This window comes from Streptomyces sp. NPDC001351 (assembly GCF_042896045.1).
GTDB lineage: Bacteria > Actinomycetota > Actinomycetes > Streptomycetales > Streptomycetaceae > Streptomyces.
Map to the genome: position 1 here is coordinate 58007 of NZ_JBIAWS010000011.1, position 25318 is coordinate 83324.

Annotated in this window: 24 protein-coding genes and 4 pseudogenes; 4 read left to right on the top strand and 24 right to left on the bottom strand. The window is 69.8% G+C overall.

What is annotated here, in order from left to right; translation table 11 throughout:
• Positions 1–12 precede the first annotated feature (12 nt).
• The 7 genes from hcaB to ACFY1U_RS34770 form a co-directional block, all read right to left on the bottom strand.
• Positions 13–852 (bottom strand): 3-(cis-5,6-dihydroxycyclohexa-1,3-dien-1-yl)propanoate dehydrogenase, encoded by an 840-nt coding sequence (hcaB, locus tag ACFY1U_RS34740; RefSeq protein ID WP_389085299.1) that lies wholly within the window; start codon positions 850–852, stop codon positions 13–15.
• A 3-nt stretch (positions 853–855) separates the two neighbouring features.
• Positions 856–1722 (bottom strand): alpha/beta fold hydrolase, encoded by an 867-nt coding sequence (locus ACFY1U_RS34745; protein WP_389085302.1) that lies wholly within the window; start codon positions 1720–1722, stop codon positions 856–858.
• A gap of 24 nt (positions 1723–1746) precedes the next feature.
• On the bottom strand, positions 1747–2310 hold the full coding sequence (locus ACFY1U_RS34750; RefSeq protein WP_389085304.1) for a 3-phenylpropionate/cinnamic acid dioxygenase subunit beta: 564 nt from the start codon (positions 2308–2310) through the stop codon (positions 1747–1749).
• A gap of 95 nt (positions 2311–2405) precedes the next feature.
• Positions 2406–3626 (bottom strand): NAD(P)/FAD-dependent oxidoreductase, encoded by a 1221-nt coding sequence (locus tag ACFY1U_RS34755; protein ID WP_390698088.1) that lies wholly within the window; start codon positions 3624–3626, stop codon positions 2406–2408.
• Positions 3623–3970 carry a bifunctional 3-phenylpropionate/cinnamic acid dioxygenase ferredoxin subunit gene (locus tag ACFY1U_RS34760; protein WP_390698089.1) on the bottom strand — a complete coding sequence of 116 codons (348 nt, stop codon included), beginning with the start codon at positions 3968–3970 and terminating at the stop codon, positions 3623–3625. The genes ACFY1U_RS34755 and ACFY1U_RS34760 overlap by 4 nt, the downstream gene beginning before the upstream one ends.
• Positions 3967–5340 (bottom strand): aromatic ring-hydroxylating dioxygenase subunit alpha, encoded by a 1374-nt coding sequence (locus ACFY1U_RS34765; protein ID WP_390698090.1) that lies wholly within the window; start codon positions 5338–5340, stop codon positions 3967–3969. The genes ACFY1U_RS34760 and ACFY1U_RS34765 overlap by 4 nt, the downstream gene beginning before the upstream one ends.
• Entirely contained in the window at positions 5337–6365 is a 1029-nt protein-coding gene (locus ACFY1U_RS34770) for a 2-keto-4-pentenoate hydratase (RefSeq protein ID WP_390698091.1), read from the bottom strand. The genes ACFY1U_RS34765 and ACFY1U_RS34770 overlap by 4 nt, the downstream gene beginning before the upstream one ends.
• A gap of 187 nt (positions 6366–6552) precedes the next feature.
• Here ACFY1U_RS34770 and ACFY1U_RS34775 point away from each other — a divergent pair, with 187 nt between their 5' ends.
• The 3 genes and pseudogenes from ACFY1U_RS34775 to ACFY1U_RS34785 all read left to right on the top strand — a co-directional run.
• The gene (locus ACFY1U_RS34775) at positions 6553–7398 is read left to right on the top strand and encodes an IclR family transcriptional regulator (RefSeq protein WP_389085314.1); all 846 of its coding nucleotides are present in this window, start codon (positions 6553–6555) and stop codon (positions 7396–7398) included.
• A gap of 377 nt (positions 7399–7775) precedes the next feature.
• Positions 7776–7826: pseudogene (locus ACFY1U_RS34780) on the top strand (hypothetical protein); the annotation flags it as partial.
• A gap of 197 nt (positions 7827–8023) precedes the next feature.
• A pseudogene (locus ACFY1U_RS34785) lies at positions 8024–8302 on the top strand (IclR family transcriptional regulator C-terminal domain-containing protein); the annotation flags it as partial.
• A gap of 178 nt (positions 8303–8480) precedes the next feature.
• On the opposite strand, the gene ACFY1U_RS34790 reads toward ACFY1U_RS34785, so the two are convergent.
• The 15 genes and pseudogenes from ACFY1U_RS34790 to ACFY1U_RS34860 all read right to left on the bottom strand — a co-directional run bounded on the left by ACFY1U_RS34790 (position 8481) and on the right by ACFY1U_RS34860 (position 20059).
• On the bottom strand, positions 8481–9092 hold the full coding sequence (locus ACFY1U_RS34790) for a helix-turn-helix domain-containing protein (RefSeq protein WP_390698092.1): 612 nt from the start codon (positions 9090–9092) through the stop codon (positions 8481–8483).
• 9 nt (positions 9093–9101) lie between these two features.
• Positions 9102–9914, bottom strand: a complete 813-nt coding sequence (locus ACFY1U_RS34795; RefSeq protein WP_389085319.1) for an alpha/beta fold hydrolase — start codon at positions 9912–9914, stop codon at positions 9102–9104.
• A 20-nt stretch (positions 9915–9934) separates the two neighbouring features.
• A pseudogene (locus tag ACFY1U_RS34800) lies at positions 9935–10261 on the bottom strand (3-oxoadipyl-CoA thiolase); the annotation flags it as partial.
• Positions 10261–10659 (bottom strand): annotated as a pseudogene (locus tag ACFY1U_RS34805) (CoA transferase subunit A); the annotation flags it as partial. The pseudogenes ACFY1U_RS34800 and ACFY1U_RS34805, both read right to left, overlap by 1 nt.
• Positions 10659–10955, bottom strand: a complete 297-nt coding sequence (gene catC / locus ACFY1U_RS34810; protein WP_390698093.1) for a muconolactone Delta-isomerase — start codon at positions 10953–10955, stop codon at positions 10659–10661. The pseudogene ACFY1U_RS34805 and the gene catC, both read right to left, overlap by 1 nt.
• An 18-nt stretch (positions 10956–10973) precedes the next feature.
• On the bottom strand, positions 10974–11843 hold the full coding sequence (gene catA, locus ACFY1U_RS34815; protein WP_390698094.1) for a catechol 1,2-dioxygenase: 870 nt from the start codon (positions 11841–11843) through the stop codon (positions 10974–10976).
• Positions 11844–11873: 30 nt separating this feature from the next.
• Positions 11874–12977: a mandelate racemase/muconate lactonizing enzyme family protein gene (locus ACFY1U_RS34820; protein WP_390698095.1), complete on the bottom strand. Its 1104-nt coding sequence runs from the start codon at positions 12975–12977 to the stop codon at positions 11874–11876.
• 9 nt (positions 12978–12986) lie between these two features.
• A complete protein-coding gene (locus tag ACFY1U_RS34825; RefSeq protein WP_390698096.1) occupies positions 12987–14039 on the bottom strand; it encodes an NADH:ubiquinone reductase (Na(+)-transporting) subunit F in 1053 nt (350 codons plus the stop codon).
• An 86-nt stretch (positions 14040–14125) separates the two neighbouring features.
• Positions 14126–14446, bottom strand: coding sequence for a phenol hydroxylase subunit P4 (locus ACFY1U_RS34830; RefSeq protein ID WP_389085330.1), 321 nt, complete (start codon positions 14444–14446; stop codon positions 14126–14128).
• A 1-nt stretch (position 14447) separates the two neighbouring features.
• Positions 14448–15992: a phenol 2-monooxygenase gene (locus tag ACFY1U_RS34835; RefSeq protein ID WP_389085333.1), complete on the bottom strand. Its 1545-nt coding sequence runs from the start codon at positions 15990–15992 to the stop codon at positions 14448–14450.
• A gap of 1 nt (position 15993) precedes the next feature.
• Positions 15994–16281, bottom strand: coding sequence for an MmoB/DmpM family protein (locus ACFY1U_RS34840; protein WP_389085335.1), 288 nt, complete (start codon positions 16279–16281; stop codon positions 15994–15996).
• Complete coding sequence (locus ACFY1U_RS34845; protein WP_389085338.1) at positions 16278–17294, bottom strand: hypothetical protein; 1017 nt, start codon at positions 17292–17294, stop codon at positions 16278–16280. The genes ACFY1U_RS34840 and ACFY1U_RS34845 overlap by 4 nt, the downstream gene beginning before the upstream one ends.
• 51 nt (positions 17295–17345) lie before the next feature.
• Complete coding sequence (locus tag ACFY1U_RS34850; protein ID WP_389085340.1) at positions 17346–17744, bottom strand: hypothetical protein; 399 nt, start codon at positions 17742–17744, stop codon at positions 17346–17348.
• A gap of 179 nt (positions 17745–17923) precedes the next feature.
• Complete coding sequence (locus ACFY1U_RS34855) at positions 17924–18829, bottom strand: LysR family transcriptional regulator (protein WP_390698097.1); 906 nt, start codon at positions 18827–18829, stop codon at positions 17924–17926.
• A gap of 63 nt (positions 18830–18892) precedes the next feature.
• The gene (locus tag ACFY1U_RS34860; RefSeq protein ID WP_389085345.1) at positions 18893–20059 is read right to left on the bottom strand and encodes a PucR family transcriptional regulator; all 1167 of its coding nucleotides are present in this window, start codon (positions 20057–20059) and stop codon (positions 18893–18895) included.
• 153 nt (positions 20060–20212) lie between these two features.
• On the opposite strand from ACFY1U_RS34860, the gene ACFY1U_RS34865 reads away from it, so the two are divergent.
• Complete coding sequence (locus ACFY1U_RS34865) at positions 20213–21706, top strand: long-chain fatty acid--CoA ligase (protein WP_389085347.1); 1494 nt, start codon at positions 20213–20215, stop codon at positions 21704–21706.
• Between the two features lie 93 nt (positions 21707–21799).
• Here the strand turns inward: ACFY1U_RS34865 and ACFY1U_RS34870 are convergent, their stop codons facing one another.
• Together ACFY1U_RS34870 and ACFY1U_RS34875 are read right to left on the bottom strand one after the other, a co-directional pair.
• On the bottom strand, positions 21800–24085 hold the full coding sequence (locus tag ACFY1U_RS34870) for an ATP-binding protein (protein ID WP_390698098.1): 2286 nt from the start codon (positions 24083–24085) through the stop codon (positions 21800–21802).
• A 327-nt stretch (positions 24086–24412) separates the two neighbouring features.
• The gene (locus ACFY1U_RS34875; protein ID WP_389085352.1) at positions 24413–25162 is read right to left on the bottom strand and encodes an SDR family NAD(P)-dependent oxidoreductase; all 750 of its coding nucleotides are present in this window, start codon (positions 25160–25162) and stop codon (positions 24413–24415) included.
• Between the last annotated feature and the right edge of the window lie 156 nt (positions 25163–25318).

Below are 25318 nucleotides of genomic sequence, written 5' to 3' on the forward strand. Positions count from 1 at the left end.
AGAGGAGACGGTTCAGAGGCCGGCGCCACCGGCCGGGGAACGGAATCCGCGGACGGCGATGCCGCCGTCGGCGGGGATCACGGCGCCGGTGACGGTGCCGCTGTTGGCGCGGGAGGCGAGCAGGACGTACGGGCCGGTGAAGTCCTCCGGCTCGACGCTGGAGTCGTACAGCGGGATGAGCGGTTGCTGTTCCTGTCCGGACGCCTCGTTCTTGGCGAACGACGCGGCCAGCGTGCGGTCCTGAAGGCCCAGGCTCTGCGGGCCGCGCAGCTTGGTGCGCATGCCGCCGGTGGCGACGCCGTTGACCCGGACCTTCGGCGCCAGCTCGTAGGCGAACTGCCGGAGCAGGCCGAGGCAGGCGTGTTTGCTGGCGGTGTACAGAGGGCCGCCACCGTCGGTGTGGAATGAGGCGTTGGACAGCGTCATCACGATGCTGCCGCGCGTGGCGACGAGTTCCCGCCAGGCCGCCTCGACGGCGAGGACATAGCCCTTGACGTTGATGCCGAAGACCTCGTCGAACGCCTCGGACAGCTCCTTGCCGTCGAGCTTGGTGACGCTGCGGTGGTAGTCCCAGATCCCGGCGTTGGGGACGAGGATGTCCAGCTTGCCGAACCTCTCGACGGTCGCGTCCACCGCCCTGTGCAGATCGTCCGGGGAGCGTACGTCGCCGGTGAGGGGCAGCACCCGGTCGGAGAGGTCGCCCGCCGCGGCGACGACTTCCTGCAACTGCGCGGCCCCACGGCCGAGAACGGCGACGCTCGCGCCTTCGGCGAGGTAGCGCAGGGCGACGGCACGACCGATGCCGGAGCCCCCGCCGGTGATCAGGGCGACTTCGCCCTCCAGCCAACCCATGATTCAGTGCTCCCCGAGGAAGTCGGTGACCAGGCGCTCGAACTCGGCCTGCCGCTCCAGCTGGACCCAGTGGCCGCAGCCGCCGAAGACGTGCAGCTGGACGTCGCGGATCTGCTTGAGCATGAGCTGGGCGCCGTCGAGAGTGATGGTGCGGTCGTCGCGGCCCCACAGCAGGAGGGTGGGCGCCTTGATCTTGTGAACGCGCTGCCACAGCGGGTCCATGCCGTGCCGCTTGGCGAAAGCGGCGTTGTAGGCGTGGTAGAAGGCGATGTGGGACTCGTCGAGGGACGCCTCGTAGCGGGCCTGCGCGGTGTCGGTCCAGCGCCCCGGCTCGGCGGTCATCACGCCGATGAAGTCCCGCATCTTCTTCAGGGTGGGGCCCTCGCCGTTGTAGTAGCGGAACATGGCCTTCTGGCCCTCGGTCGGGGTCGGTCCGAAGGGCAGCCAGCCTCCTCCCGGCGCCATCAGAACCAACTTCTCGACCCGGTCGGGTACTTCGAGTGCGGTGGCGATGGCGGCGGCCCCACCGAGGCTGTTGCCGAGCAGGTGGAAGCGGTCGATGCCGAGGGCGTCCAGGGTCTGCAGCAGGGCGTCGACGGTGATCTCGGTGATGCTGCGGGCGTCGAGGTCGGCCTCGGTGGGGCGGTAACTGCCGCCGAAGCCGGGCTGGTCGGGCAGGATCACGCGGAAGTGCTCGGTGAGCGCGGGGAGGTTCTGGCGGTAGTTGGCCACCGCGCTCGCGCCGGGGCCGCCGCCGTGCAGCATCACCAACACCGGGCCCTCGCCGGCCTCGCTGACCGCGATGCGGCCGAGCGTGGTCTGCGCGGTGTGCTCGACGAGCTTCACCTCTGTGGTCTGTTCAGTGGTCACGAGCGGGCTCCGGTTCACAAGGGCTTACAGGAAGGTGCTGATGTTCTTGGCGAGCAGGACGTTCTGGTCGATCAGGATGGTGCGGCGCGCGATCAGCAGCCGTCCGTCGTCCGGGTCGCGGCGCAGCTGGTCGGTACGGCCGCCGGCGTAGAGGTCGACCTCACGTTCCAGGCGGTTGCGGTAGCAGAGGAACGACGACTCGGCGACGTACTCGCCGGGCTCGTCGGCCGGCCAGACCAGGATGTTGGTGATCAGATGCCGGGTCCGCGACGGCGGGTCCTCGGCCCAGGCCATGCCCGAGTCGAACCGGCGGATGCGCCAGGCCAGGCTCGCCTTGGTCTCGTCGAAGATCGCGACCTCGCCCGGGGCGCCGTCGGCCAGGGCCTGCTGGCGCCGCAGGCGGTTGGTGCGTACCGGCGCCCAATAGTGCAGGTCGTCGGTGAACAGTTCCAGCCAGTCGGCGTAGCGGTGCTGGTCGAGCAGCTGTGCCTCGAGGGCGTACAAGCGCTGTACCTCGAAGTGGAGCCGCATGTCCTCGTCGACGGCGGGTGCGGTCGTCCGGGGGGTCTCCGGGGGGTGGATGCTCATCGGGGGTCCTCCTGCGGGCCGCGCCGGATGGTGCCATTCCAGCGCGGAGGGGGCGGTTCGGGGAGCGCGTGTGCCACAAGGCGGCACGTGGCGGTTCAGCGCTTGAGCAGCGTGCGCAGATCCGCACTCTCGTCGGACAGGACGGCCGCGTCGACAGCGACACCGCGATCGACGATCCGCCGGGCGGCCTTGATGTCGCGTGGTCGGTCGATGGCGGCCGCGGCCACCAGCCGGTCGCCCAGCAGCCCGAAGACGGTGAAGGCGCCGTCGTCGGGAGCCCCGCGCAGCACGGTGCGCTCGGCGTCCGCCATGGTGCCGACCGCCTCCAGCCGGGAGCCGTGCCGGTCGGACCAGAACCAGGAAGCGCCGAAGGGCGGCAGGGGGCGGCCGAGGATGGCGTGGGCGGCGGCCTCGCCGTCGCGCTGGGCGGCCTCCCAGTGCTCATGACGGACCTTGTGCCCCTCGGGGCGGGCGACGTCGCCGACGGCGAGGACATTGGGGTGGGAGGTGCGCTGACCGGGGTGGACGACCACACCGTTGTCGACGTTCAGCCCCGCGTCCTCGGCCAGTTCCGTGGCCGGACGCATGCCGATGCCGACCACCACGGTGTCGGCGAGCACGGGCGCCCCGTAGCTGGTGAGGTGCAGCAGGACTCCAAGGTTGCCTGGACGGCGCTCGATGCATTGGACGCCGGCGGTCAGGACGCCGATGCCTTCGGCGGAGTGCCTCCGATGCAGTGCGTTCGCGATGTCGTCCCCGACCGTTGCGGTCAGTGGCACCGGTAGCGGGTCGATGAGGGTGACGCGGCAGCCCAGGGCGTGGGCGACGGCCGCGGTCTCCGCACCGATGAGCCCCGCCCCGACCACGACCACCCGGGCGCCCGGCAGCAGCCGCTCCCGCAGCCGTTCGGCGTCCTCCCAGGTGCGCAGCAGGTGTACGGCCGGGTCGTCGCCGCCCGGCACCGGCAGGGGGCGCGCGCTGCCGCCGGTGGCCAGCACGATCCGGTCGGCTGCGGCGAGCTCGCCGTCGGCCAGCTCCAGTCCGCCCTCGTGCGGGCGGATCGCCCGGACCGGGGCGCCGTCGCGGAGTTCGATGCCCTGCTCGTCGTACCACTGGTCGGGCCGCAGCAGGATGTTCTCGCGGCGGGACTTGCCGAGCAGGACGTCCTTGCTGAGTGGCGGGCGGTCGTAGGGCAGCCCGCGCTCGGCGGAGTACAGCACGAGCTCGCCGTCGTAGCCCTGGGCGCGCAGCGCGTCACAGGTCGAGACGGCGGCCAGGCCCGCGCCGACGACGGCGATACGCCGTGGCGCGCTCATGCGTCGGCCTCCTCGCCGGGGTGCAGCCAGACCTCACCCTCGCGTACCTCGACCCGGTGGGTGCGCTGGGCGAGGGTGGCGGGCATGCACTGCGGTTCGCCGGACTTGAGGCAGAAGCGGGCGCTGTGCAGCGGGCACTCGACCTCGCCGTTCTCGATCCAGCCGTCGGCGAGCGATGCCTGGCCGTGGGTGCAGGTGTCGTCGAGGGCGTAGTAGGCGCCGGCCTCGTGGAAGACTGCGATGGCGTCGGGGTGGCCGGTGGTCTCGGCGGGCACCTTCAGCGCCTCGCCCTCCTCGATGTCGCCGACGGCGGCGACCCGGATGCCGGTGCCGGTGGTGCTCATGGGGTGTCCTCGGGGTTCTTCTCGGTGTTCTTCTCGTGCCAGGCGGGCGTGTTCATCAGGTCGCGCCAGCGGGCGTAGAAGCCGCGGGCGGCGCCGTCGCTGTAGAGGCGGCCGGTGGTGCCGGGGTGGACGCCGTCCTCGGACTGAAGCCCCAGTCCCATCTGGTAGTTGAGCGTCATGGAGCCGGCCACGAAGCCGTGCGCGGTGGCCTGGCACTCGCTCCAGTTCTCGCCGTCGTCCTGCTCGAAGATGCCGCTCGGTCCGAACGTGCGCAGGTTGTAGATGCGTTGGGCGTTCTTGACCTCGTCCGGCATCGACTTGTCGACGATGGTCCAGGCCCAGACCTCCATCTTGTCCGGGCCCTTGGGGTGCCACACGCGGATGGAGCCGTTGACCGGCAGGTAGGAGAAGTTCGGGAAGACGGTGCCGTGCCCGGTGGTCATCGGTCCCTCGACCCGGGCGTCACCGAGCCGTTCGCGCAGCGCCTCGTAGTCGGTCCACTCGTGTACGACACGGTCGTCGAAACGGCTCTTGGGGTGGGTCGGAAAGCCGTGCCCGTGCCCCAGCGAGTCGGTGTACTGCCGGCCCGGCGTCTGCACGATGTCCGTCTTGGGTCCCTTGCCGGTGGGTGACATGACCATCAGCGCGGAGGCATGCGAGATGTTGACGTGGTACCAGTCGGAGGCGAACTGCTCGGCGGCGAGCTTCCAGTTGCCCTCCAGCACCCACTTGTGCACCCCGCCGACGGCCTCGGTGCCCTCCGGGTCGTGGTCGAGCATCGCGTCCAGGTACCAGGTCAGTCCGCCGAGCGCCTCCACCAGGGGCGGGGCCTCGGGGTTCCAGGTCGCGAAGACGAGTCCCTTGTACGTGTCGAGTTGCGCGACCTCGATCAGTCCCCACTGGTCCTGCTCGAAGTGGGCGGGGTAGTCCCCTCCGTTGGGGACGTTGATCAGCTTCCCGGAGGTGTCGTAGGACCAGCCGTGGTAGCTGCACGTGAACGCCTTCGTCGCCCCCGCGTCGGCGCGGCATACCCGCATGCCGCGGTGGCGGCAGGCGTTGAGGAAGGCACGCAGTTTCCGGTCCTTGCCCATGGTGACGATGACCGGGTCCTCGCCCATGTAGGCGGTGAAGAAGTCACCGGGCTTCGTGAACTGGCTCTCGTGCGCGAGGAACAGCCAGCTGGGCGCGAAAACGCGACGCAGCTCCTGCCGGTAGACGGCCTGGTCGCTGAAGATCGTGCGGTCGACCAGACCGCGGTCGAGGTCGAAGTAAGGGCTGACGTCGACGGCCGGCTCGGGTACGCGAGCCAGGCGGTCCTCCCCCACCCTTCGGGCGGGAGGTGCCCCCAGCCGGGCGGGCGTGGTTGTCATCGCTGGGCCTCCTCGGGCCGGATCGGGCGCGTGCTGCGCCGCCCTCGTGGGCTGGTGGTTCGGCATGCGTTCAGGTGCACACCCGAAGGGTCGGAGCGCTCCGGTTCACGCGGTGGCATGGCGGCTCCCCCGCTTCCTTGCTGGTGGTTCATCGGACGGTGACGGTCAGTTCGGGCAGGCGGCCGGTGCCGGACCGCACGGCGAGCCGAGAGCCCGGTGTCAGTGGGACGCCGGCGTGCACAGACCCGGTGAGCAGCAGCTCGCCCGGGTGGAGAGGGCTGCCGTGCGTGTGGAGCGTCCGGGCCAGCCAGGCCACGGCCCGAAGCGGATCGCCGAGGACTTCGGCCCCCAGGCCGAGCGCGACGCGCTCCCCGTCGGCGTACAGCCCGACGCACTCGTCCCGGAGCCCGGTTGAGCAGGTCGTCCGTGGCGTCGACGGGACGGCCGACGGCGACGCGCGCCGAGGAGGCGTGGTCGGCGACGGTGTCGGCCTGGGAGACGCGCCGGTCGGCGATGCGGCTGTCGATGATCTCCACGGCCGGCGCCACCTGGGAGACGGCCGCCCGGACTTCCGCGTCCGTCACGCGGGGTCCGGACAGCCGCCGGCCGAGGACCAGACCGACCTCTGCCTCGGCTCGCGGGGTGATGAGCTCCCGCGTGTCGATGATGCCGCCGTCCGGGATCACCATCGACTGGGACAGGGTCCCGAAGCTCGCTTCGGGCAGGCCGAGTTGCTCGCGCATCGGCAAGGACGTGAGGCCCACCTTGCGTCCGACCAGGTGCTCGCCCGCCGCGAGACGGATCCGTACGTTGGCCTCCTGCACGGCGTAGGTGCCGGCGAGGTCCAGGTCCTCGTACTCCTCAGTGAGTGGTGCGACGGGAATCCTCCCCCAGCCTTCGGCCGGGAGGTGCCCCCAGGCCTCGGCACGCCGCAGCACCGCCGCCAGCTCCTCGACGAGCTGTGCGTCGGGGGAAGCCGGGGCGGCGAGGACGGCGGTCGGCGCCACGGTGGCGTGTCGCTGCATGGCCACAGCAGACGCTGCTCCGGGCCGCTGTGCCCAGCCACCGTGCCGAGATACGGCACGGGGTGACGATCGGATCCGTCACACAGAGGCGAGCGGGGTCCCCGGTGTTTTACAACGATGAAATGACCGATTAAGCTGGACGTGCGTCCATTTTAATGGCCATCCTGGATCCCCATCGGAGCCCGCCATGCCACTCCCCTCCCCGCCTTCCGCGCAGCCCTCAGCCACGGCGACCGGCGAGCCCGACCAGCAGACCGCGGTCGACAAGGCGCTCTTCCTCCTGAAGTCCCTCGCCGAACTGGACGGGGAAATCGGCGTGAGCGAGCTGGCCCGGCGGACACGGCTGACCAAGTCGACCACCTTCCGACTGCTGGGCATCCTCCAACGCAACGACCTCGTGGAACGTGTTGGCAGCAACTACCGGCTGGGATCCCAGCTCTTCGACATCGGCGTACGGGTCTACGGCCCCAATCCCCCGCTCTTGCAGGAGTGCCTGATGCCGCATCTGGCGGACCTGTACGAGATGACCCACGAGACCGTGCACCTGGCCGTGCTGCACGACACCGACATCGTGTACGTCAACAAGATCCAGGGCCACCGAGCGACCCGCTCCCCCTCCCGGATCGGCGCCCGCCTGCCCGCCTACTGCACCGGCGTCGGCAAGGCCCTCCTCGCCTTCGACCACGACACCATCGAGGCCGCGATCGCCGACGGACTCGCGGCACGCACTGAGTACACCTGCACCGATCCCGACCGTTTCCGGTCCGAGCTGCGCCGCATCCGCCGGGACGGCGTCGCCTACGACCGCCAGGAAGCCGTTCCCGGCCTCACCTGCGTCGCCGTACCGATCATGGGTTCGGCCGGGCGACCCGTGGCCGCCTTCTCCGTCGCGAGCGCCGACCGCCGTTTCGAGCCCGCCAGGTTCGCGCCGGCTCTGCGACGCGTGGCCTACGAAGCGGCACGCGCGGTCAACGCGGCCACAGCAAGCCGGCAGGCGGCCCCCTCAAGGCTCGACAATCTGTCTGCGGCTTGACCCTCGCACGAGAGCCAACAGGCCACCCACCTGGACGGCGACCCCGGTGTGCGCGGCACCGAGGTCGCCTCACGGACGGGCCGGGTCCAGCGGAGTGGCCTGATCCCGTCCAAGTTCACCGCTGTCCTTGCCAGGCGTGGTCAGCGGTGATGTCGCCCCCGACGTCCACCGGCGGCTGGCGCCAGCATTGCGGGTCGGCGCCTACCGCGGCGAGAACACGTGCCGAAAGACGGCACAGCGCATCCGGATCAGCGCCGGACGCCGCCGTGCGTCCGCGCCACGCTGACACCGCCGCACACGCACCACACGGCGCGCCGACCGACGGCCAGCAGACCGCAGTCGACAAGGCGTTGGTTCTTCTGAAGTCCCTCGCCTCGATGGACGGCGAGATCGGCGTCAGCGAACTGGCCCGCCGCTCGCAGCTGACCAAGTCGACCGCCTTCCGTCTGCTGGGCATCCTCCAGCGCAACGATCTCGTCGAGCGGGTCGGCAGCAACTACCGACTGGGCAGCGAGCTCTTCAGCATGGGCGAGCGAGTGTACGGTGCGACCCAGTACTGCTCCGCGAGCAGCTGCTGCTCCACGGCCACCGGGCCGCCCGCTCCCCCTCCAAGATCGGCCTCCGGCTGCCCGCGTACTGCACCGGCGTCGGCAAGGCCCTGCTGGCCTTCGACCACGACGCGGCCGAGGCTGCCGTGTCGGCCGACCTCCCGGCCCGCACCGAGTACACCCTCGCCGACCCGCGACGGTTCCGGGAGGAGCTGCGGCGCATCCGCCAGGACGGCATCGCGTACGACCGGCAGGAAGCCGCCCCCGGTCTGACCTGCGTCGCAGTGCCGATCATGGGTCCCTCTGGACGTCCGGTGGCGGCGCTCTCGGTTGCTGGCGCCCACCACCGCTTCGAGCCGTCCCGATACGCCCCGGCCCTGCGCCGCGTGGCCTTAGAGGCGGCACGCGCCCTCACCGCAGCAAAGGGACGCGGGGAACGGTGGCCAGCCAGGCGTGCGCCCAAGAGCACCACGGTATATGCCCGGACGCTCACGTCGGTTGTGCCGAGATGCGGCACAGCAGGTGCGGCGAAGCTCAGCGTCTTTCGTTCCCGTGGGTCCGCGCCAGGTTCGTACCGCCGGTGCCAGGCTGGACGCGCGGCACGCTCACCACGATGTGCACCAGGCTCTCGTCCGCCAGTGACTCGTACACGTGGCGCCGGTCGCCCGGATAGCGCGCGAAATCCCCCTCGTCAAGCTCCAGCGGGCTGTCGACAGGCCCCACTCGTACCTTGCCGCTGATGACGTAGAGGTGCTCCAGCGTGCCCACCGGGTGCGGTTCGGACGGCATGTCCGCACCGTTGCTGTGCCGGCCGATGCGCACCACGTAGTTCTCGATGACACCTGAGCCGTAGATGTGGTCGAGCGACCGCGACTCGTACCTTCCGTGCTGCTCCCAGACAACCTCGTCGCCCCGCTGCACGGTGATGACCTGTTCCTGCTCGGCGACCAGCCGGGTCACCGGCACGCCGAGGGCCGTGGCGATGGAGAACAGGGTGTCGACCGTGGGGTTGCCCGTGCCCTGCTCCAGATTCGACAGTGTCTGCTTGGCCAGCCCCGCCCGGCGGGCCAACTCGGCCAGGGACAGGCCGCGCTGGTCCCTGAGAAGGCGCACATTGCGCGCGACCACGGCGTTTCCTTGTGACACACAGCCACTCTACGAGCTCCGGTCGGCGTCCTCCGCACCGCCCGCCATTCGGAGATGGGCCAGCAACGCCGCCCCGACGGCCTGTGGCTCTTCCACGGCGAGATGACCTGTATCCACCGTGCCCAACTTCGCCCCGGAAATCCCCTCGGCGAGTTCCCTGGCATGTGGCAGGGGTGTGGCGGTGTCCTGGGAGCCACCAAGCACGAGCGTAGGGGCGGTGATCCTTCTCAGGTCGCGCCGAACGTCGTAGGCGGCGAGGGCGTCGCAGCAGGCGGCGTAGCCGATCGGGTCGGCGGTAGCGAGGTCCTGCAGGAACGTCTTCCCGAGGGAGGTCGCGGCTGTGCCGGGATCTGCGAACCAGCGGCCGGGCATGGCCTCGAGCAGGGCGCCGGTTCCCTCGCGTCGTACGAGAGCGGCGCGCTCCTGCCAGAACTGCGGCGGGCCGAAGTACGCCGAGGAACAGACCAGCGCCAGCGAGGCGATGTGGTCCGGCTGATGCAGTGCGAGGTGCACCCCCACACCGCCGCCGAGCGAGATGCCGGCGTAGTGGAACCGGTCCCGGCCGTGGTGGGCGACGAGGTCCAGGACCATGTGGGCAAGGTCGCCGACTGTCGTACGGCCGGGCTTGTGATCCCGGACGAGATCGCTCGGCGAGCCGCCGTGCCCTGGAAGGTCGTAGCACACCACGCGGTGGCTCGCGGCAAGCACCGCCACATGGGGGTCCCATACGGTCGTCGACGTGCCGAGCGAGGGTCCCAGGACGAGCAGCGGCGCGTCGATGGGACCGAGCACCCGGTGATGCAGCAGAGGGCGGCGTTTCACTGCGGCTCCTGTGGAGGTTCTCAGCGTTCGAGGAGGAGGGCGAGGCCCTGGCCCACGCCAATGCAGAGGGTCGCGATGCCGGTGCCCCTGCCCCGGCGGGCGAGCTGGTGGGCGACGGTGCCGGCGAGGCGGGCGCCAGAGGCGCCGAGAGGGTGGCCGAGGGCGATGGCGCCGCCCTGCGGGTTGAGGACCGCCGGGTCGAACTCGGGCCATTCGGCGAGGCAGCCGAGGACCTGGGCGGCGTAGGCTTCGTTGAGTTCCAGGACGTCGAGGTCGGCGAGGGCCTTGCCGGCCTTGGTCAGGGCGCGGTTGACAGCCTCGACTGGGGCAAGTCCGAAGTAGTGCGGGGCAGCCCGCCCTCGGCGACCGGCGTGCCCACCCCGGCCGGGGTGTAGAAGGCGGGGACCCCGGCGCCCCCGGCACGCAGCCGCTCTGCCGGCGTGCCCTGGGGGATCAGTTCCACCTCCAGCTCCCCGGCCAGGTGCTGGCGGGCGAACTCCTTGTTGGCGCCGATGTAGGAGCCGGTCACCCGGGCGATCCGGCCCGCGGCCAGCAGGACCGCGAGACCGGATTCCAGGGCGCCGCAGTTGTTCGACACCACGCTCAGCCCGCTCACCCCGCGCTCGTACAACGCCTGGATGAGCACGCTCGGCACGCCGCTCAACCCGAAACCGCCCACCGCCAGTGAGGCACCATCCGGTATGTCGGCCACCGCCCCGTAGGCGGTGGCCACCGTCTTGTCCATCAGGCCGCTTCCTCGCCGGCCGCGAGGTCGGACGGGTGCCGGGCCAGAGGCGTGACCTCGACGCTCATGTAGGGGAAGAGCGGCAGGTTCCAGAGGATCCGGTGCAGCGCCTCGTTGTCGGCGACGTCGAAGATGCTGATGTTGGCGTACTGGCCGACGCACCGCCAGATGTGCACCCACTCACCGGACTTCTGCAGCTCCTGGCAGTAGGCCTTCTCCCGGGCCACCAGGTCCGCGCGGACCTCGGGGTCGAGGTCCCGCGGAATCTCCACGCCCATGCGCACCGCGAACAGCATCGCGTTTCCTCCGGTCCTTCACTGCTCTGGCGCGAGCTCGAGGTCGTAGTGGACCTCGTGCCCGTTGCCGTCCGCCGCCGGGGCGGGGTCGAGTACCAGCTCGGGCTTGACGGCGGAGGCGATGTCGTCGGTGACGTGCTCGCCGCCGCGGAAGTACAGCTGGGTGGTGAGCGTCTGGTGGCCGGGTGCGCTGACCTTGAGGTGGAGGTGGGCGGGGCGCCACGCGTGCCAGCCGGCGGCGGCGATCAGCTGGCCGCAGGAGCCGTCTGTCGGAATCTGGTAGGGGGCCGGCTCGACGGTGCGGATGCGGAAGGTGCCCTTCTCGTCGGCGGTGACCTTGCCGCGCAGGTTCCACTCCGGGAGGTTCGGCGCGAACTGCGCGTACAGGCCGTCGGCGTCGGCCTGCCAGATGTCGACCAGGGCGCCGGGCAGCGGGGTGCCGTCGGCGCTGCGCACCTGGCCCTGGAAGACGAGGGGGGTACCGCTCTCGCCCTCACGCATGGGCAGGGTGGCGTCCGCGGACAGGGCTGGGGCGCCCGGCACGTAGTACGGCCCTTCGATGGTGCCCTTGCTGCCGGGGCGGACCTCGTTGTTGACCTCCTCGACCACGTGCTCCACCCACACGTCGAGGAAGAGCGGCCACTCGCCGTCGAGGCCGACCTGGATCAGCCAGGCCTTGAGGGCGTCGTACTCGGCGTAGGTGACCTCGTGACGGCGGATCACGTCGTGTACCGCGGCCAGGACCTCCGAGGCGAGCGTGCTGACCCGCTCCTTGCTGCTGGCGGCCTCGCTGCGCTCCTTGGCCTGGAAACGCTCGGTCGCCGAGGCTCCCGAGGCAGCGGCGGTGGCCTTCTGCTCCGTGCTCTGCTGTGTGGTGACGTCGGTCATGTCCGGCTCTCCTTCGAGCTGGTGGAAGGGTCAGGTGTCCTGGCGGTAGTGCTTCAGCTTGTGGTCGTCGATCTCGATGCCGAGGCCGGCGGCCGGGCGTACGCGGAGCGTGCCGTTCTCGATCCGCAGCGGCTCGGCGAGCAGGTCGTCGGTCATGTCGAGGAAGTTGGACAGTTCCGCGGGGCGCCGCGCGGTGGTCTGGAAGGCGGCTCCGAACGCGGCGCTGCACAGGGAACCGATCTGGCCGTCGATCTGGTTGCCCATCACCACGTCGACGCCCAGGCCCTCGCACTGGTGGACGATGCGCTGGGACTGGGTGAAGCCCGTGCGTGCCGTCTTCACGCTCACCCCGTGCGCCGCCCCGGCGAGGAGTTCGCGGGTGACCTCGGCGGGCCGGGTGGCGCTCTCGTCGGCATACAGCGGGATGCTGCTGTGCTCGGCGAGCCAGCGCCGGGCGAGGACGTCGTCGGCCGGGCACAGCTCCTCGGCGAAGGTGAGACCCACGTCCTCCAGCTCGCGCAGGGCCCGGGCCGATTCGGCCGCGGTCCAGCCCCGGTTGCCGTCGATGTAGAGCTCCACGTCCTCGCCGAGGGCTTCCCGCAGGGCGCGGGTGGCCTCGACGTCGTCCCGGTAGGGGCGGCGCCCGACCTTCACCTTGAAGGCGGTGATGCCGTACTCGGCGCGTAGCTTCTCGGCCTCGGCCACCATCTCGGCTGCCGGGGCAAAGCCGACCATGTGGGCGACCCGCATCCGGTCGGTGAACCCGCCGAGGAGCTCGGTCACCGACACGCCCAGCGACTGGCCTATGACGTCCCACAGGGCCATGTCGAGGGCGGCTTTGGCGGTGGGGTTGCCGACCGTCCTGGCCAGCCGGGCCCAGATCGCCTCGCGGCGCAGCGCGGACTCGCCCAGGATCTGCGGGGCGAAGACGGTGTCGATCACGGCGATGATCGACGTCTGGGTCTCGCCGTAGGTGAAGGGGCGGGGTGGCGCCTCCGCCGTGCCGGTGATCCCGTCCTCGGTGTGGACGCGGACGAGTACGTGCTCGGCCGTGCCCACCTCTCCGCTCGCGAAGCGCAGCGCCTTGCGGTAGGGGATGGCGAACGGGATCGTCTCGATCCTGGTGATCTTCACGTCTGGTCCTTATCGGCGGATGAGCGGACTGCGCACGACGTGAGTGCCGGCAGCGCGGTCGGCCGCGTCGAAGAAGTCCTCCCGGTAGATGTCACGTGGGAAGAGGCGCGCCTTCATCAGGGCCTTCATCGTGTCGGCGACCATTGCCGGACTGCCGCAGACGTAGGCCACGTGGCCGGAGGCGCGGGGGTAGTCCTCGGCCAGCAGGGAGGGGACACGCCCACTGCGGCCCCGCCAGCTGTCACGGGAGAGCGCGGGACGGTAGGTGAACCAGTCGTGCTCCGCCTGAAGCGTCTCGAACCACTCCGCGTCGTAGAGGTCGTCCTGGCGGGCGACGCCGTGGTAAAGCACGACCTCGCGCTCGATGCCGGTCTCGACCAGGTGCCGGAGCATCGACACCATCGGGGCGAGACCAGTGCCGCCGGCCAGCAACAAGACGGGTTCCTCGCGCAGCGGCCGGAAGGAGAACTGGCCGTAGGGGCCGGACAGTGTCACCCGCTCCCCCGCCGTCAGGCTCTTGAAGATCCAGCCGTCGGTGCACAACCCGTCCTCGGAACGCTTGATGTGCAGTTCGATACGACCGCCGTCGGCGGGGCTGCTGGCGATGGAGTACGGCCGCTGCTCGCCGCCGGGCACGTCCAGCAGGACGTACTGTCCCGGGTTGAATGCCAGCGGCTCGTCCAGCGTGATGACGACCCGCCGCACGTCCGGGGCGATGTCGTCGACGACGGCCACCTGGCCCGCCCGGTCCCGCACCGGATGGATGTCCACGCCCTCCTCGACGTCCACCTCGCCCTCGACGACGAGGTCGCTTCGGGGGCAGGCCACGCACAGCAGTGCGCAACCCTCCTCCCGCTCGCTCTCCAGCAGCGCGTACGGAGAGGCGTCACCGAGGTCGGCGTCGCCCTCGAGGATCTGTGCCTTGCAGGTTCCGCAGGTGCCGTGCGTGCACGCGTGCGGCAGCCAGATGCCCTCACGCAGAGCGGCATCCAGCACCGTCTGGTCCTCACGGCACTCGATCTCCGCGCCGAGCGGCTCGATGCGGACGGTGTGAGTGGTCACTGCGGTTCTCCCTTGCCGGACCCGCGGGTGCGGGAGGGGCTACGGGCCAGCCGGCGCCCGCACCCGCGGGTGATTGCGGTGGCCGCTCAGGCCGCGAAGCTGAGCAGCGCCTTGTGTCCGATGCCGAGATCCGCGAGCGACTTGTCCTGCCCGCCGGAGAGCGGTTCGTCGAACAGCCGCCACTCGGTGACCGAGTCCGGGTCGAAGTCGGGATCGGACGCGGCCCAGCCGTGCACCGTCGAGGTGACGAACGCCGCGAACGTCATGGTCTTCGGCACCCGGAAGCAGGCGGCCGAGCAGAACAGCGGGTTGCCCCGCCAGTGCACGTAGACCAGCTGGTCGTCGCCGAACACCTCGGCTCGGTCGGCCGACGGGAACTCGTAGTCGTACAGCGCCTTGACCGTCATCTCACACCGCCTTGCCGTCGCCGTCGCTGTGCCATGCGGCCCAGGCGAGCTGGTCGGGGGAACCCGTGTACTCGCCGTTGTCACCCTCCTGGATGCCGTACCAAGCGAGCACTTCGGGAATGGTGGGGCCGCCACAGTTGCCCTGGTAGATCTGGTGGACGGGGAGCCAGGCCTGGACGTACTTCTCCGGCTCCCGTTCGAAGATCCACTGGCAGCCGTCGCTGCAGGTGTGGAAGGTCTCGTCGCGGAAGGTGCTGCGCCGGAAGGAGATCTGGGCCGGATTTCCGGGCTCGGTGAAGGCCATCGGTACCTGGCAGACCTGGCACAGCTGCGGCAGTCCCTGGAAGAACACCCGGCCGCCGTCGGCCTCGATCTTGCGGTGCTTCTCCCACACCGGCCGGTAGGACTGGTTGAAGGAGTCCGGGTACTGCTCCGCCAGCCACGCCATGTGGGCCTCGTCGGGCGTCTTGGTGGTGAAGGCGGCGGCGAACGAGAAGTTGTGCAGGATCTTGTAGACCTGGTGCGAGAGGTGGTCCTTCTCGGCGATCGCAGCGCTCACGTGCCGGGGCGGCTGGATGCCGTAGTACTCCAGGTCGGGGAAGAGCCCGCCGAGCATCTGCTCCTCGAAGTACAGCTCGAATGCCTCGCGCCAGCTCATCACCGGCTTGGGAAGCATGTAGTCCATCATTGCCGCGACCAGCGCGGACATCCGGTACGCCCGCCAGAACCACTTGTCGATCCAGTCCTGGATGATCGGCACGTTGCCCTCGTCCTGCTCCAGCAGGAACTTGATGGCCTCCAGGCCCAGGGTCATGTGCCGGCTTTCGTCGGACTGGGCGGAGAAGCCGAACGACATGGTGGGCATGTCGCCGTTGAAGCTGGCGCCGCTCATGAACGGCACGAACAGGAGGTTCGTCAGCAGGTACTCGAAGCTGAACGAGATGGAGATGAGGAACTCGAACGGCCCGGCGGTCATCGCGTCGTCGAAGAGGGACTTGGTCACCGACAGGTACCAGACCCGGTCGTGCATCTTCGACCAGCTGTGGAAGCCGCCGTAGTACTTGTTGTAGTTGCTGATGGTGTGGATCTGCGTCTGGCAGTGGCGCAGTTCGTCCACGCTCTGGCACAGCGCCGCGAACCGGGGGGCCGGGCCCTCCAGGTGGCGGGCCAGGTAGGCGAAGTGCCGGTGTGCCGCATACTCCAGGGGCGTGACGCCCTGGATGAACAGCTTGATGGCGTTCAGGTAGCTGGCGTCCGACAGCGACAGGTGCCCCTGGCTCTGCGCGAAGCCGTCCAGCACGGCGTACAGCCGCTTGTCCTTCTCGGCCTGGTACTTGTAGTAGGCGTCCACCGTCAGCCGGAAGGGATCCTGCCAGCCGTCCCAGTCGTGGATCTTGATGCCCTCGTAGCGGGTGTGCGGAAAGAGCTGCTCACGGTCGACGTAGCCCGGCTCCCAGTCCAGGTCGCGGGTAAGCAGCGCATAGCGCTCCTTGAGCGGCAGCTTGCGGGCCGGCTTCGAGGCGGCCTTCTTCGTGGGCACGCTCATGTCAGTGCTCCCAACTCACGACGATCTGGTCGTCGTCCCACTCGGAGAAGTTGCCGGTGTAGGAGACGATGGCCAGCTGGAACTCGCCGGTCTCCCACTCCCGCCCGAGGCGGCTCTCGACGCTTTCGCGGTTGATGACGATCCGGCCCGCCGCCTGCAGCTTGACGAGGCCGGGAAGGTGACGGAGGGTCAGTTCGGGGTTGTCGTCCTTGATCGCCTCGATCAAGGCCCGATTCTCCTCGGACTCCTGGAGGTCGATGCCGACCTGGCGCAGTGTTCCGGTGCTCATGCGGCGCCTCCGGTGGTCTTGGTCCATGCGGTGGCGTGGGCGCCGGCGAGGTCGCCGAGCACAGTGGTGCTGGCCGCCTGCGGGAGCGTCCGGTCGATCGATTCGGTGAGGGCCGCGACCGCGTCGTGTGCCCGGTCGGACCAGGTGGCGGCGATCCGGGTCAGTGCTGCGCGGTTGTCCTCGCCGCGTTCCGGGTCGTTCGCCCAGCAGGTGAGCAGCGCGTCCAGCCACCGGCGCTGGTCGGCGAACCACGTGGCCAGGTGCTGTGCGACCAGGCTGTACGCGCCGGCCCCGCCGAGCAGCGCGGTCTCGTCGAGGTGCTGGTACAGCAGCGGGTAGATGAGTGAGTCGACGAGGTCGACGGCCAGCAGGCCCTCCGCCCAGTCCTCGACGACCATGATCTCCTCGGTCAGGCGGCGCAGTGGCTGGAGGTGCTCGCCCTCAAGCCATTGCCGCTTGGCCTCCTTGAGCGCCTCGGCGGTGCCGCCGGCGGCGGCGATCCCGGCCCGGGAGAGCATCTGCGCGTTGCCGATCCGGTCGAACGCTGCGAAGGTGCAGCACTGCTCCAGGGATGTGCCGTAGGCGAAGCGGGCGCCGGAGACGCTCACCAGCTGGGCCCCGGACTCGTAGTGCCTGAGCGGGACGACCACCGAGGTCAAGACCGTGTGCCACCCCTCGGGCAGCTTCGCGAGCAGGTCGCGCGCCTCCAGGTAGCCCAGCGTCTTGCCGAACTCGTCGTGCAGCGCGGCCCGTTGGGTCACGTACGGCGTGTAGTAGTACTGGCGCGGATCGGTGTAGCTGTACGGATCCGTCAGCCGCAGGGCGGAGAACCGCTCGTCATACAGCTCGCGGTCCTGCGCCCAGGTGGGCCGGTAGTGGAAGTTCTCCCTCGGCTCGACGTCGAGTGTCGCTTCGAGATAGCGGCTCGCCGGCTGGTCGCCGAGGCGGTCGATCACGTTCTGGTAGGTCTGGCGCCTCGGTTCGAGGACCCGGTAGCGCAGTTCGTATTGCACGAGCTTCTCCTGACGGGCTTCATCGGCATCAGGGACGGTTGCCGCGTTGTATCAGCGGCGTACGGAGGCGGCGATCAGGCCGAGCAGGAGTGCCTGAAGCTCGTCCTCGCTGGTGAGGCGGCGCGGTCCGTCGTCCGGGAGACCGGCGGCGGTGAGCCGGGCGACGGCGGTACGGCCGGAGACGGCGGTCTCCACCCGGGCTTCGGCTTCGCCGCAGCCGATGGTGAAGGACAGGCTCCCGGGACCGGTCTCGTCCGCCAGGGTGAAGGCGGTGCCGTGGTCCCGGAGGACCGCGTTCGCCTCAGAGACCAGCTGCTCGGCGAGGGACCGGACGACGACCTGCGTGTCGGTGACGACCGCCACCGGGCCGGCCTGGCTCGGTTCGGTCTCCGGCACGGGCGGTGGCGCCCCGTCGAGCAGGGACATCACGGAAATCATGAACGGCGTCATCGCGCGCTCCTTGGTCCGAGCTGACGTCCGCCGGGCCGCTCGGGCGGTGCGCCACTGCCGCGGCCTGCGGTTGCTCCGAGTGTTACAGAGCCGCAATGACGTGTGAAATATCGATTACTAATGGATTGATATCTGGCGCGTCACACTCGACCGCTCCGCGGTGGGCGGGGCCGCGGCCGTCAGCGCGTGGCAGGTCGGCCACCGCCCAGCAGCCATCGCAGGCGAGGCATCACCTGGGCGAGCAGCGCGGAGTCCTCGCCGGCTCGGGTGGCGACGGCCAACTCGACCTCCTCCGTCGTGCCCGCGAGGGGCCGGTACGTGACCCCGGTGATGTGCAGGTGCTGCACCGAGGCGGGCACCAGCGCGACGCCGAGTCCGGCGGCCACGAAGGCAACGAGCGTCGAGGTCTCGGTCACCTCCTGCAGCGCCGAAGGCCGGAAGCCCACCCGCTGGCAAGCATCGAAAACGGCGTCGTACACCACCGATCGGTTGTGGGAGGGGTAACAGATGAATGGCTCGGTCTGCAGTTCGACCAGCGGCACGCTCTTCCGGTCGGCGAGTTCGTGCCCCTCCGGCAGCACGGCGATGAGCGGTTCCCGGCGAAAAACCAGGACGTTCAGCCCGGGGTCGCGCACCGGGGGGCGCAGGAAGCCGATGTCCAGGGACCGGTCGTGCAGGGCTTCCACTTGTCGCGGCGTGAGCATCTCCCCCTTGAGCTCCAGCTCGATCCCCGGGAACTCCTCGCGCAGCGCGCGAGCCACCGTCGGCAGCAGCTCGTACGTCGCCGAACCGGTGAAACCGATGGCCAGCTTGCCGACCAGGCCCGCGGCGACGCGTCCCGCCTCGTCCGCAGCGGCGTCCACCGCGGCGAGGATGCCGCGCGCCCGCTCCAGGAACCGGGCACCGGCGGGTGTGAGCTCGACCCGGCGGGTCGACCGGGTCAGCAGTTGAACCCCGAGTTCGGTCTCCAACTGTTTGATCTGCTGCGACAGCGGAGGCTGCGCGATGCGCAGACGCTCCGCGGCGCGCCCGAAGTGGCACTCCTCGGCAACTGCGACGAAGTACCGGATGTGCCGTAGTTCCATGCTGGCGAGCATAGGTGGGCGCTTGACCCCTTCTCTTCGATGCTCCCGGCCCGTACAGGCTGATCAGCGAGGAAGGGCACGCAAGGCCTCAAGCGCCAGCCCCAGATCGGCCAGGGTGCGGGGATCGGACAGGGGGCGACCGATCAGTTCCTCCACCCGGCGCAGCCTGTAACGGACGGTGTTCGGATGCAGGAACATACGCTCTGCAGCGTCCGGCGCCCGACCGCCCGCGGCGAACCAGTGGCCAAGAGTCTCCAGGAGACGCGTCCGGTCGCGCGAGGGCAGAGCGAGCACGGGTTCCAGGACGAGGCGCACCAGGCGGGTCGCCTCCTCAGGCGCCGCCGCGACGACCATAGCCAGCGGACAGTCGTCGAAGCGGGCCACGCCCGCCGACTCCCCGGGCAGCCCGGTGAGCGCCAGCCGTGCGAAGCGCAATGCCTGGGGGGTGTCGCTGAGTGAGTCGAAAAGAGGGCTGATCCCGACCCGGGCGCGGCGCCGCCGCAGGGTCCGCAGGCTCAGCGTCTCGGCGTCCGGCAGGGCGAGGGACAGCAGGCCGATCTGCTGATCCGGCAGCAGCCGCCAGGCCGAGGACACTTGGGCCTCGCGCAACGCCGCCTCGATACCGGGCAACGGTTCCTCTCCCGCCCCGAGGCCCGTGGCCACCACCACCGCATACGGTCCCTCCTGGGGCAGCCCGAGATGGCGAGCCGCGTCGTCGAGGCCGACACGGTCCGCGATGTCACCCCTGCACAGGGCCTCGACCACTGCTGAACGTCTCGCCTCCCGCTGCCGACTCAACTCGGCGGAGGTCTCCCGGTATGCGGTGGCGAGCACCTCCGCGTATCGGCCGAACAACACCCAGATCTCCGAGGACCCGGCTGCGAGCTGCGCCTGATCGATCTCGGGGTACTGCCGGGCCTCATCGACGATCTGCGCCCAGAGGGAGTCGAACGCGGTCCGGTAGGCGTGCAGGGTTTCCGCCAACGGGACGCCTTGCTCGGCACGGATCCGCCCGGTCTCGCGTGCCGGGTGTACGTCGGGCTCGCCGCCCTCGGCCAAATACGCCAGGACGACGCGCGCATTGCTTTCTAGGGAAAATCGAAGCGATTCCCCGGGAACAACCGAATCATCGGCGTAGGAATCAACCTCGGCACGAATGCGCACCGCCAACACCTCACTGATTTCGTGAAGGCGCTCCTGCAGCACCGAAGCGACAGCGGAGAGGTCCATCTCCGCAGCTTATGGCGGTGTCCTTGTTCCTGGGAACAAGCAGTCCACAGCGAGGCTGTATGCGCTGCCATAGACCCTCCTCATCACGGGCGGCAGCATGCCGCCAAGCATCGCTGGGACGCGCGATGCACGTAGTCGCAAGAGGAGACAGGCATGCCCAATCTCGCGGAGTTCCTGGTGGCGACGGCCGCCCGACAGCCCGAGCGCCCGGCGCTGCGGCTGGGAACGGCGACCATCAGCTACGCGGAACTGGACGAGGCGAGCGCCCGAGCCGCCGCACTGCTGCGCGCCGAGGGGGTCCGGCCCGGCGACCGGGTCGCCCTGATGCTGCCCAGCTCACCCGAGTTCGTCATCCTCTACTACGGCGTCCTGCGCGCCGGCGGCATAGTCCTGCCGCTGAACCCGCTGCTCAAGGAGCGGGAGGTCGCTTACCACCTGGGGGACTGCGGTGCCGTGCTGCTCTTCGAGTGGCACGAGGCGCCGGGTGAGGGCGACAAGGGCGCTGCCACCGCCGGTGTGCGGCACCTGGTCGTCGAGCCCGCCGACTTCGCCGAGCGTCTCGGGCGGCACGAGCCCGATCGACAGGTCGCCGCGGTCGACGGGGATGACATCGCGGTCCTGCTCTACACCTCCGGTACCACCGGCCGCCCCAAGGGCGCCTCGCTGACCCATGCGAACCTGCGCCACAACACCGAGATCATCGTCACCGACCTGGCCAGGATGAGCTCGGACGACGTGGTGGTGGGCTGCCTACCCCTCTTCCACATCTTCGGCCAGACCTCCACCCTCAACGCCGCGGTGAAGAGTGGCGCTCTGCTCGTGCTCGTCCCCCGGTTCGACGCGGAGACCGTGCTCGACATCCTCGCTCGCGAGGGCGCCACCGTGTTCGAGGGCGTCCCCACCATGTACGCGGCGCTGCTGCAGCACCCGGCTGCCGCGAACGTCGATGTGTCCGCCCTGCGTACGTGCATCTCGGGCGGGGCCGCACTGCCGGTGGAGATCCTGCACGGCTTCGAGCGCCACTTCGGCTGCATGGTGTCGGAGGCCTACGGCCTGTCCGAGACCAGCCCCGCCGTCTCCGCCTGCCGCCCCGACCGCCCGCGCAAGCCCGGCTCGGTGGGGACGCCCGTCCGTGACGTCGAGGTACGGCTGCTGGACGCCGACGGGCAGGAAGTGGCCACGGGCGAGGTGGGCGAGCTGGTCGTGCGCGGCCCGAACGTGATGAAGGGCTACTGGAACCGTCCCGAGGAGACTGCGGCGGCCATCTCCGACGGCTGGTTTCGCACCGGTGACATGGCCCGGCGGGACGAGGACGGTGACCTGTACATCGTCGACCGCAAGAAGGACCTGATCATCCGGGGCGGCTACAACGTCTATCCGCGCGAGATCGAAGAGGTCCTGCACGAGCATCCCGCCGTCGCCCTGACCGCCGTCGTGGGTGTGCCGGACGACAAGCTCGGTGAGGAGGTGGCCGCCGCGGTCGTACTGCGCCCCGGTGGGCAGGCCACGCCGGAGGAGCTGCAGGAGTTCGTCAAGGAGCGGGTGGCGGCGTACAAGTACCCGCGCCGCGTGTGGCTGGCCGACTCGCTGCCGACCGGGCCCACCGGCAAGATCCTCAAGCGGGAGATCACCGCACCCAGCATCTGAGGACAACGGATGATGGCCTCCGAGCAGCTGTGGCGGCTCGGAGGCCCTCACGTCTGACGGGCGAACAGCGGTCGCAGCCAGGTGCGGTCGGCGCTATGCGATCCCGCCCGTACGCCCGGCGAACTGTGCGCGTCGCCGGGCCATCCACGCGGCGATCTGGGCCCGCGAGGTGAACCCGAGCTTGGCGAGGATCCGCTCGACGTGACCGTCGGCGGTGCGCTTCGCGATCACCAGCCGATGGGCGATCTCCCGGTTGGACAAGCCGGATTCGATCAGGGCGGCGACCTCCAGCTCCCGCTTGGTGAGTGGCTCGGTCGCATCGGCGCGCCGGGCCACGGCCGTACTCCCCTCGGCGCCCAAGGCCAGATCGATCACATCCCGCAGGCGCCACAGAGGAACGGAGGGCTCGCCACCCCCGTAACTCGGCGGATCGGGCCGGTGGGCGCAGTGGCGTTCCGCGAACTCTGACAGCTGCGGCCCGAATGCGGCGATCGACGTGCCGAGGGAACACCACACTCGCCGTGCCGCCTCACACAGGGCGGCCGCGCGGTCCGCCTCACCACGGTCGTAGGCCACCCAAGCCAGCAGGTCGGTGCACAGAGCGACGCCGATCCATTCGGACGAGAGCTGAACTCGCAGTGCCGCACGGGCCGATCGCTCCGCCTCCTCCAGGTGGCCCAACGTCCACTCGGCCAGGCCCGCAGCCCAGAGGGAGAAGGCGCGGGCGGACCTGTCTGGGTACGTCTCGCACAACGCCACCGTGCTGCGGCTGATCTCCACGGCCTCGGCTGCCCGGCCGGCGCAGGCGAGCGCGGTGGCGAGCATATAGCGAGCGGCGAGTTCCAACTCACGATCACCGTGGTCGCGGTGTCCGTCGACAGCGGTCCGCAAGCCCTGCACCGCGGTGTCGGCGTCTCCGGTGAAGAGCGCCCACAGCGCCCCCCAGTGGGTGACACGCAGCTTCGCGCCGGGGTCGTCCAGTTCCTCGGCGAGGTCCGCAAGTGTGCTGAGCCACCGTCCGGCACTGTGGTGGTCCCCCTGGAGCAACGCGATCCAGATCATCACCCACACGCTCTCGGCCCGCTCCGGCGACGGCGCGGTGACCGCGGCGAGCGCCGCCTCCATCCGCGTCCGGCCGTCGGCGAGGAACCCTCCGGACAGCCAGTGGTAGCGCAGCCGTGCCATCAGGCGCAGAGCGGCTCGTTCCTCCCCCGGAGTGGACAGGCTCCACTGCACCGCTGCGACATGGTCCGCGTGCTCCAGGCGCATCCGCTCCAGCAGGGCTTCCTGCTGGGGACCGCACCACTGGTCGAGGACCCGCTGGGCCCGGCGCAGCATCACGTCGCGATGTCTGCGCCGCAACTCGTCCGCTTCGCCAGCCTGTTCGGCTTTTTCGGCCGCGATCTCACGGACGGGAGCGAGCAGGCGGTACCGCATGGTGCCGACGTCGCGCTCGGCCAGCAGGATCGACTGCCCTACGAGACGCTCGATGGAATCAAAGACGTCGTCGGGGTGCAGTTCGCCAAAAGCACATACCTCTTCAGCGAGCTCAAGATCGAAGGTTGCGGGAAACACCGACAAACGGCGCAAGAGGATCTGCGCGGTCTGCGGGCAAAGCTGGTAGCTCCAGTCCACCATCGCCCGCAGTGATCCGTGCCGCGACCGGGACTCGGCATCCGGCGCGGTCAACGACGCCAGTCGTCGGCCGAACCGTTCCACCACCTGCTCGACGGTCAGCGCTCGCAGCTTCGCTGCTGCCAGCTCGATGGCCAGCGGTATGCCTTCCAGCAGTCGGCACAGCTCGACCACGGCCTCAGCGTTGTCTTCGGTGACATCGAACTCGGGATCGACGGCACGCGCCCGCTCCACCAGCAGGCTCACCGACCCGTCCGCGATCAGCTGCGCAGCCGGGGTGGCAGTTTCGGGGACGCTCAGTGGCAGCACCGGCCGCAGCACCTCCCCCTCGACACCGAGGGGTTCCCGGCTCGTGGCCACCACGTGCAACTGCGGAGCCTCGCGCAGCATGACCGGCACCACCGCCCGCACCCAATCCAGCACGTGCTCGCAGTTATCCAGAACCAGCAGCAGTTTGCGGTTGCTCAAGAAGGACAGCAGCTTCTCACGCGGCTGCGTGGCGGACTGATCGTTGATGCCCAAGGCGCTGACCACCGCGGCCTCCACCTCCGCGCCCCCTGCACCGATGCTCAGATCGGCCAGTCGGACCAGCCACGCGCCGTCGGGGAAGCCGTTGCGAGCTCGATAGGCCAATTCCAGGGCCAGCCGCGTCTTACCCACACCGCCCGCCCCGACGAAGGTCAGCAGCCTGGATTCCGACAGTGTCCGCTGTGCGACGTCGAGATCGCTCCTTCGCGCGATCAAGCGATTCAGAGACGGACCGACCCGGTTCCCTCCTCGTTGAGGGGTTTGGGCGCTAGTCATGCAGAGATCTTAGGCGAGTCCAACCCGAACACACCCTCGTGGCTCTGATCAATTCTCGCGAACACCGGCGATCGCTGCCTTCGGCCCTGCCCCGGCGGCGGCCCGCCGGGCCGCCGTCTCTGTGATGACGTGAACATCGGGTTCACCCGGGGCGTGGGCCGTCCCGGTCCGATGAGTGAGGGTCGCCGCCTTCAGGTTCGCCAAGAGTCTCGGCGCCTGACACCGCCGGAGAGCACGGCTGCGCCGGCGGTGAGCAGATCAGCCCTCTCACATTCGCTTCACGTTCCACCCCCCGTCGATCACGGTGGCGGTGCCGTTGACGAACGAGGCGCCCTCGGAGGCCAGGAAGGTGGCCACAGAGGCCACTTCCCCAGGTGTGCCGAGCCGTCCCTGCCCCTGGATGAACAGCTCCTTCAGCTGCGTTCCGGCCTCGCTCTCTGTGAAAAGGCGCTCGCTCATGGGGGTCTCGATGACGCCGGGACAGATCGCGTTGGCGCGCACTCCAAGGTCGCGCAGCTCAAGCGCCATCACCTCGGTCATGCGCACGACACCGGCCTTGACCGCCGAGTAGGCGCCGATCAGGGGGAGCCCGACGACGCCGGCCAGCGAGGCGATGTTGACGATCGCGCCGCCGCCGTCCGTCAGGGCGGGAACCGCGTGCTTGTAGACCAGCCATGTCCCCCGCAGGTTGACCGAGTACATCCGGTCGAACTCGTCCTCGGTCAGTTCGTGGAGGGGACCGAAGGACTCGACACCGGCGTTGTTGACCAGCACGTCGAGTCCGCCCAGGGCACGCGTGGCCTCGGCGACCGCCGCGGCCACACTGTCACTGGAGCGGACGTCGCAGGTGACGCCGACGGTGTCGTGGCCGATCTCCGCAGCTGCCTTGTCGGCCCCCTCAATGTCGGCGATCACGACGCGGGCGCCGGCGGCGACGAACGCTTCGGCGACCGCCAGGCCGAGGCCCCGGTGCGCGCCAGTCAGCAGTGCACGCTTGCCCTCCAGAATTCCGGTCATGCTGATTTCCTCTCCTATCTACGTCATGGTGATCGTGTTGTGGTGCCCCGTCATCGCATGCCGGACGGTGATTGGTATCCCTGGCGTGCGTTGAGCGAGCGTCAGAAGCGGTGCGCCGTGGGCATCAAGCCATCGATGCCGCGCGAGGCACAGGCC